The organism is Streptomyces sp. NTH33 (assembly GCF_003236365.1).
GTDB lineage: Bacteria > Actinomycetota > Actinomycetes > Streptomycetales > Streptomycetaceae > Streptomyces.
On sequence record NZ_POTZ01000413.1, the window covers coordinates 1 to 6,118 of the forward strand.

Annotated in this window: 6 protein-coding genes, 1 tRNA gene and 2 pseudogenes; 5 read left to right on the forward strand and 4 right to left on the reverse strand. The window is 68.0% G+C overall.

The window, feature by feature from the left end; genetic code table 11:
- Positions 1 to 229 precede the first annotated feature (229 nt).
- Positions 230 to 391: a hypothetical protein gene (locus C1I97_RS40195; protein WP_181446966.1), complete on the forward strand. Its 162-nt coding sequence runs from the start codon at positions 230 to 232 to the stop codon at positions 389 to 391.
- Between the two features lie 133 nt (positions 392 to 524).
- On the opposite strand, the gene C1I97_RS43040 is transcribed toward C1I97_RS40195, so the two are convergent.
- Entirely contained in the window at positions 525 to 794 is a 270-nt protein-coding gene (locus C1I97_RS43040; protein ID WP_441349163.1) for a hypothetical protein, read from the reverse strand.
- A gap of 706 nt (positions 795 to 1,500) precedes the next feature.
- On the opposite strand from C1I97_RS43040, the gene C1I97_RS28990 reads away from it, so the two are divergent.
- Genes C1I97_RS28990 through C1I97_RS29000 form a run of 3 tightly spaced genes read left to right on the forward strand, consistent with a single transcriptional unit; the run spans position 1,501 to position 2,641 of the window.
- Positions 1,501 to 1,932, forward strand: a complete 432-nt coding sequence (locus C1I97_RS28990; protein WP_111006087.1) for an Asp23/Gls24 family envelope stress response protein — start codon at positions 1,501 to 1,503, stop codon at positions 1,930 to 1,932.
- 38 nt (positions 1,933 to 1,970) lie between these two features.
- Positions 1,971 to 2,198, forward strand: a complete 228-nt coding sequence (locus tag C1I97_RS28995) for a hypothetical protein (protein WP_111006088.1) — start codon at positions 1,971 to 1,973, stop codon at positions 2,196 to 2,198.
- The gene (locus C1I97_RS29000) at positions 2,195 to 2,641 is read left to right on the forward strand and encodes an Asp23/Gls24 family envelope stress response protein (protein ID WP_111006089.1); all 447 of its coding nucleotides are present in this window, start codon (positions 2,195 to 2,197) and stop codon (positions 2,639 to 2,641) included. The genes C1I97_RS28995 and C1I97_RS29000 overlap by 4 nt, the downstream gene beginning before the upstream one ends.
- A 92-nt stretch (positions 2,642 to 2,733) precedes the next feature.
- On the opposite strand, the gene C1I97_RS29005 is transcribed toward C1I97_RS29000, so the two are convergent.
- The gene (locus tag C1I97_RS29005) at positions 2,734 to 3,777 is read right to left on the reverse strand and encodes a fatty acid desaturase family protein (RefSeq protein WP_111006090.1); all 1,044 of its coding nucleotides are present in this window, start codon (positions 3,775 to 3,777) and stop codon (positions 2,734 to 2,736) included.
- Between the two features lie 604 nt (positions 3,778 to 4,381).
- Here C1I97_RS29005 and C1I97_RS29010 point away from each other — a divergent pair.
- Positions 4,382 to 4,549, forward strand: a pseudogene (locus tag C1I97_RS29010) (transposase); the annotation flags it as partial.
- Positions 4,550 to 4,741: 192 nt separating this feature from the next.
- On the opposite strand, the gene C1I97_RS29015 reads toward C1I97_RS29010, so the two are convergent.
- Positions 4,742 to 4,830, reverse strand: a tRNA-Ser gene (locus tag C1I97_RS29015).
- A 62-nt stretch (positions 4,831 to 4,892) separates the two neighbouring features.
- Positions 4,893 to 6,080 (reverse strand): annotated as a pseudogene (locus C1I97_RS29020) (S1C family serine protease); the annotation flags it as partial.
- Positions 6,081 to 6,118: the final 38 nt, after the last annotated feature.

Sequence of the window (6,118 nt, forward strand, 5' to 3'; positions counted from 1 at the left end):
CGCCATCAATGGCCCCAGCTACCGGCTCAAGAACCGCCTCAAGGCCATCGAGCGAGAGACCGACGTGGCCTGACAGCTGGGGACGTTCGTCTGTACGCACCTGGAGAGAAAAGCCCGTACGCCGACAGGGAGTGCGCAAGAGCAGGCTGAAGGTGTGGTCCCTTCACCTGAGTCGGTGCTGCTCCTCGTGGGAAGGAGCCAGAGTCGGGAGGGGGGACAGGAGGAAATCATGACCGTCCTCGCGATGCTTCTTCTCATCATCGGGACGATCTTGATCCTGGTTGGGACGGTCCTGATCGTCGTTGGGGCAATGGTGATCCTCATGGGGATTGCTCTGATCGTTATTGCGGCCTTCTTGCTCATCCGGAGAGCGCTGAGGCGACGACAGTAGAAATGGCAAGGCCGAGGTGGGGGGCGGGTGCGTTCGGACCAGGCGGTGGTCGCGGTGTGGCCGGCGCCGAGGGCAGGCCGGAGAAATGGGACCGGATCAGGCCCAACGCGTCGAGCTGCCGTTTGACGCCTGGCTACGCTGTGGTTTCTGTGATGAGGACGGCGACGGTGACCGGGCCGGGGGTGTCAGTGGTGGCCGCGTCGGCCAGGGCGGTCCGGACGGCGCGGGCGACTTCCAGTGGATGGTGTCCGGGGGCGACCGCGAGCTGGACCTCGATGTGGCGGCCGGGCGGATCGTCATGGTGTTCCACCTTGAGCGGGCGGCTTCCCAGCACGGTGGTGAGGCGGGCGACGCCCGGAACGGCCGCCGCGACGTCGGCCAGCTCCCCGACGGGCCCCCGCATCGATCCTGTTCCGGTTGCTGGAGGCGAGCTTCGCGTGGCTGCGGCTTCCGTCGGCGGCCTCATGGTCCTCTCTGCGGTCCGCGACCTGACGACTGTCTCCGGGCCCTCATGGAGATCCGTGACGCGCAGGTCGGCTGTCACGGTGGCCAGGCCGAGCCGTTCAGCGGCCGCGTTGAGCAGTGCGCTCCTCAACTGTTCGGCGGTGTGAGGCAGTGGTTGCCCGAGGGATGCTGTGAAGGCGGCTTCGATCCTGAGCGGGCCAGGTGGTAGCGCGCTGGCCGGCGGACGGACGGCCGGCTCGGACACGGGCTCGAGCGGTGCCGACCCGATGCGCATGCTCTCCAGCCAGACACCGGGAATCTCAACGGCGGCACGCCTAAGGGCCCGGACGGCTGCTTGCTCGGTGATCCATGTCCCGTCGTCGGGCCCGCCGAGCGGGAGCAGCCGGCCCAGGTCGAGCTGGTGCCGTACTGTCTGCGTCCACGTCTCGGTTTTCACCGGGCTCTCACCCTCTTTCTTCGATGGCCGCGGTTCTCTTCCTGCTGCACTGCGCCCGGAGTGTCCGCGAGGGCTCCGGGCAGGGGTGCTCGGGCCGCTCGTCTGACCGCCCCGCCTCATGGTCCTTATCTCCGACAAAAAAGAACTAAAACGAATATAATCTGAACAAAGGGCGGCCAGGTGATCTCGTCGAGGGAGGTATATCCCGATGGCTGAGAACTCCGGCGTAAGGCACGGCGGCGAGCCTGGTTCTCGCGGCCGGACGACCATCGCTGATGTGGTGGTGGAGAAGATCGCCGGAATGGCGGCACGGGACGTGCTCGGCGTCTATGCCCTGGGCAGTGGATTCGCGCGCTCGATGGGAGCCATGCGGGAGCGGATGCCTGGCGCCGGTAGTGGCAAATCCGTCACGCGCGGGGTCAGTGTCGAGGTCGGAGAGCTGCAGGCGGCCATCGATCTGGAGATCGTCGTCGATTACGGTGTCTCGATCACGGACGTGGCCGGTGAGGTGCGGGAGAACGTGATCTCCGCAGTGGAGCGGATGGCGGGTCGGGAAGTCGTGGAAGTCAACATCGCGGTCAGCGATGTGAAGCTGCCCGACGAGGAGGACGAAGGGGAAGAGCGGCAGCGGGTCCAGTAGCCGGGGCGGATCAGCCCGCGTGAGTGAGGGAGCGCGTGATGAGCAGGGCCGTGGTGGGCTTGATGGCGGGAATGGCGCTGGGTTTCGCCGCGTATTTCGGTGACTTCTGGGCTTTCCTGCTGGTGCTGGTGCTGGGCGTTGTCGGTCTCGTGGCCGGGCGGTTCATGGAAGGTGATCTCGAACCGGGCGACTTCGTCCGCCGTCGAGACCGACAGGAGCGGATCCGCGATGACCGGCGACGGGCTAGGGAAGACTGGCGGCGGTGACCGGTGAAGCCGATCGGCGCCCGGGCGTCCCCCGCGGGGAGCGCGGCGCGATCATCGTTGCCGACCGGGTCGTTGCGAAGATCGCCTCCCAGGTGGCGCGCGAGGCGCTGAGCCGGTTCACCGAGTCGGCCGGCCACGTACCACCCGGCCGCCGGACGCCACGCGTGACCGCATCCGTGCGGCGGGCACCGGAGCGGAATACCGCAGGACGAGACGGCGAGTCTGCCGCCGGACGGCAGGCGGTGCTCGGCGAGGTACGGATGCGCATCACCGTCGAGCTCGGCTATCCGTCCGACATCGGGGCGCAGTGCGCCGCAGTGCGCCGGGAGGTTACCGAACGGCTCAGGGCATGGGCCGGCATGGACGTGGCCGACCTCGCGGTGTCGGTCGAGAGACTGCACTCGGTGCATGCGCGGCACACGGACCAGGAGAGGGTGAGATGAGCGCGAACACCTGGCGGCAGCCGACCGGTGACAGCGACCTTCCTCCCGATTCCGGACAGACAGCTCCGTCCGCCGATGGCTGCGGCACGTCCCTAAGCGGGGGCGCGGGCGTTCCGGAGCGGTGCTCCAGCTTGATGGAGACTGGTGAGGGCCAGTCGGTAGGAGGTGATCAGCCCGGTCTCCACGTAGTCCACGCCCAAGTCCTCGCAGTAGCGCCGGACGATGGTCCGGGCCTTGCGCAGGTTGGGGCTGGGCATGCTGGGGAACAGGTGATGCTCGATCTGGTGGTTCAGCCCGCCCATTGCGATGTCGGTGAACCAGCCGCCGCGCACGTTGCGTGAGGTGAGCACTTGGCGGCGGAGGAAGTCCGGGCGGCCTGCACCCGTCAGGATCGGCATGCCCTTGTGGTTGGGTGCAAAGAGGGAGCCGAGATAGACGCCGAACAGGCACTGGTGGACGGCGAGGAAGGCGATCGCCATACCGGGCGGCAGCACCCAGAGCAGGACGGTCAGATAGACCGCGAAGTGCGCGAACAGCAGGGCGCCGTCGAGCGTTCGGTGCTTGAGCGAGCGATTGGCCAGTGCCTTCACGCTCGATACGTGCAGGTTCAAGCCCTCCAGTGTGAGGAGCGGAAAGAACAGGAACGCCTGCCAGCGGCCGATCAGGCGGGGGAGGCCCTTGGCAGCCCGGGCCTGATCCTGGGACCAGATCAGCAGGTTGGGGTCGAGGTCAGGGTCGAGTTCCTCATGGTTGGGGTTGGCGTGGTGGCGGGTGTGCTTGTCCTGCCACCACCCGTAGCCCATCCCGATACCGGCGCCGGCGATCCGTCCGGACACCTCGCTGGCCCGGCGTCGGCGGAACACCTGGCGGTGGGCTGCGTCATGGGCGAGCAGGGCGACCTGGCCGAAGACAACGGCCAAGAAGACGGCGACCGCCAGTGTCCACCAACTGTCACCGATGAGCGCGACGGCGGCCCACCCACCAACGTAGAGCCCGGCCACGACCGTGATCCGCAGTGCGTAATGGCCGGGACGGCGCCCCAGCAGACCGGCATCAGCGATCTTTCTCGACAATCGGGCGAAGTCACTGCCGGACATCTCCGAGGGCGGGGGGCGGACCGTGGTATTTCTGGTCATGATGGTGAAACTCTCTCCGAAGGAGGCAGATGGCTCGGCACCGCCCCGGGAGCCGCTGAGACCGGGCCGCAGGTAGGGATGCGCTTCCTCCACTGCGGGAAGCGCATCGCGCGATCGCGGAGCAAGGACAACGTCTGCTTCGTCAGCCAGCGGCCGCGCAGGCCCTCCATCTGAATGCGTGTTCCCTGCCAGGCAGGTCTCACACCGCGCCAGCACAGGGCTTCTGGAGCGCTCCGCGCGCCCTCATGGCAGGAACCGAGGCCGGCGGTCAAGCGGGCCCGGATGATCACCGAGGGGCGCTCAACACGGTCACCGGCAAGGCCGGCACGGGTCGTCGAGACCGAAGCCACCACGAGGACACCGCCCGGCGCAGCTGAAGAGTGTCCGAACCAGCGGAGCCGGGTGATGCGGGACCACCCCGACCGGCACGGCCACCCCGACCGGCACAGCCAGTCCCACGGACGGCGGCGACCACGACGGCAAGAAGCCCGGTGAGCACAGCCATGAGACGAGGACAAGTGGCCCGATTGGCACTGAGTTCATAGCCGAAACCCCGACAAGCCCTATTAGCGTGTCCCTTTGAAGACTGGTCAGTTGATCGGATGTGTCTGTCCGGTTGTTGATCACTGATGCCATGTGGGACCGGATCGAGCCGCTGATGCCGGCCGATCCGGTCCGTGGACGACGGTGGGCCGACCACCGGCGGACATTGGAGGCCGCGTGGAAGTACCGCACCTGCTCTCCCTGGCGAGACCTGCCTGACGAACTTGGGGAGACCGGCGGCGAAAGAGCTCAGGTCACCGGGCATTTAGGGTTCGCGGTATCGACCGCCATCTGGTCCACGCCTGGTCCACACGCACTGATCAACAACGCGACACAGCCGGATCAAAGTGAGACAGCCCCCATGCAGAAGGGGCGCCCCTCAGCGAGGGACACCCCTTCTGACCAGCACGTCTCTGACCTGCGGAGGCGGTGGGATTCGAACCCACGGGGACGCTTTCACGTCCCTACGGTTTTCAAGACCGTTCCCTTAGGCCGCTCGGGCACACCTCCCCGCGCCGCCCGTGATCGGCGGCGCGGGACAAGACTAACGGGTCCGCACGCGCGCGTGGGGGTCAGCCGTTGTCGCCGATGCGGGAGCCGAGGGTGAGGTCCACCGTGTGCTCCTTGCCGGCGCGCTGGTAGGTGAGGGTGACCTTGTCGCCGGGCTTGTGGGTCCAGATCTCGCCGATGAGGGTGGGGCCGGAGTCGATCACCCTGTCGTCGAGCCTGGTGATGACGTCGCCGGGCTTGAGGCCGGCCTTGTCGGCGGGACCGCCCGGTTCGATCGGGTCGGAGCCGCCGGCGCCCTGCTCGGTGATCTTGGCACCGTCGGTGGTGCCCTCCAGGGAGACCGACGCGCCGATCTTGGCGTAGACCGGCTTGCCGGTCTTGATCAGCTGCTGGGCGACGTACTTGGCCTGGTTGATCGGGATGGCGAAGCCCAGGCCGACCGAGCCGGACTGGCCGGAGCCGCCGAAACCGCCGCTGCCCGTGGACTGGATCGCGGAGTTGATGCCGATGACCGCGCCGCGCGCGTCGAGGAGCGGGCCGCCGGAGTTGCCCGGGTTGATGGAGGCGTCCGTCTGCAGGGCGCTCATGTAGGACGCCTTGCTGTCGGAGCTGCCGTCACTGGAGGCGACGGGGCGGTTCTTGGCGCTGATGATGCCGGTCGTCACCGTGTTCGACAGGCCGAAGGGCGCGCCGATGGCGATCGTCTCGTCGCCGACGGCCACCTTGTTGGAGTCACCGAGGGGAAGCGGCTTGAGGTCGGAGGGGGCGTCCTTGAGCTTGATGACCGCGACGTCGTAGCCCTGGGCGTTGCCGACGACCTCGGCGTCGTACTTCTTGCCGTCGGGGAACGTCGCGGTGAGCTTGCCGCCGTCGACGGCCTCGGACACCACGTGGTTGTTGGTGACGATGTGGCCCTGGGCGTCGAAGACGAAGCCGGTGCCGGTACCGCCCTGGCCACCGCTTCCCTCGGCCTCGATGGTGACCGTGCTCGGCAGCGCCTTGGCGGCCACGCCCGCGATCGAGTTCGGATCGCGCTTGATCTGCGAGGCGCCGGTGTCGGAGGCGGAGATCGTGGTGGAGGTGGTGTCGTCGTTCCTGGCCAGGGTGTAGCCGATGCCACCGCCCAGGCCGCCGGCGACCAGGGCGGCCACCAGGACCGCGGCGACCAGGCCACCGCGCCGGCCGGCCGGCTTGGGCGCGGGCTGCTGGTGCTGGTACGGGGAGCCCCAGCCGAAGCCCCCTCCCGCGCCTGTCGCTTATACACATCTCCGAGCCCACGAGACTAGCG

Bases quoted from the DNA above. Each gene is read 5' to 3' on its own strand.
- C1I97_RS28990 (WP_111006087.1), top strand. From the start codon at position 1,501: ATGGCTGAGAACTCCGGCGTAAGGCACGGCGGCGAGCCTGGTTCTCGC.
- C1I97_RS40195 (WP_181446966.1), top strand. From the start codon at position 230: ATGACCGTCCTCGCGATGCTTCTTCTCATCATCGGGACGATCTTGATC.
- C1I97_RS28995 (WP_111006088.1), top strand. From the start codon at position 1,971: ATGAGCAGGGCCGTGGTGGGCTTGATGGCGGGAATGGCGCTGGGTTTC.
- C1I97_RS43040 (WP_441349163.1), bottom strand. From the start codon at position 794: ATGCGGGGGCCCGTCGGGGAGCTGGCCGACGTCGCGGCGGCCGTTCCG.
- C1I97_RS29005 (WP_111006090.1), bottom strand. From the start codon at position 3,777: ATGACCAGAAATACCACGGTCCGCCCCCCGCCCTCGGAGATGTCCGGC.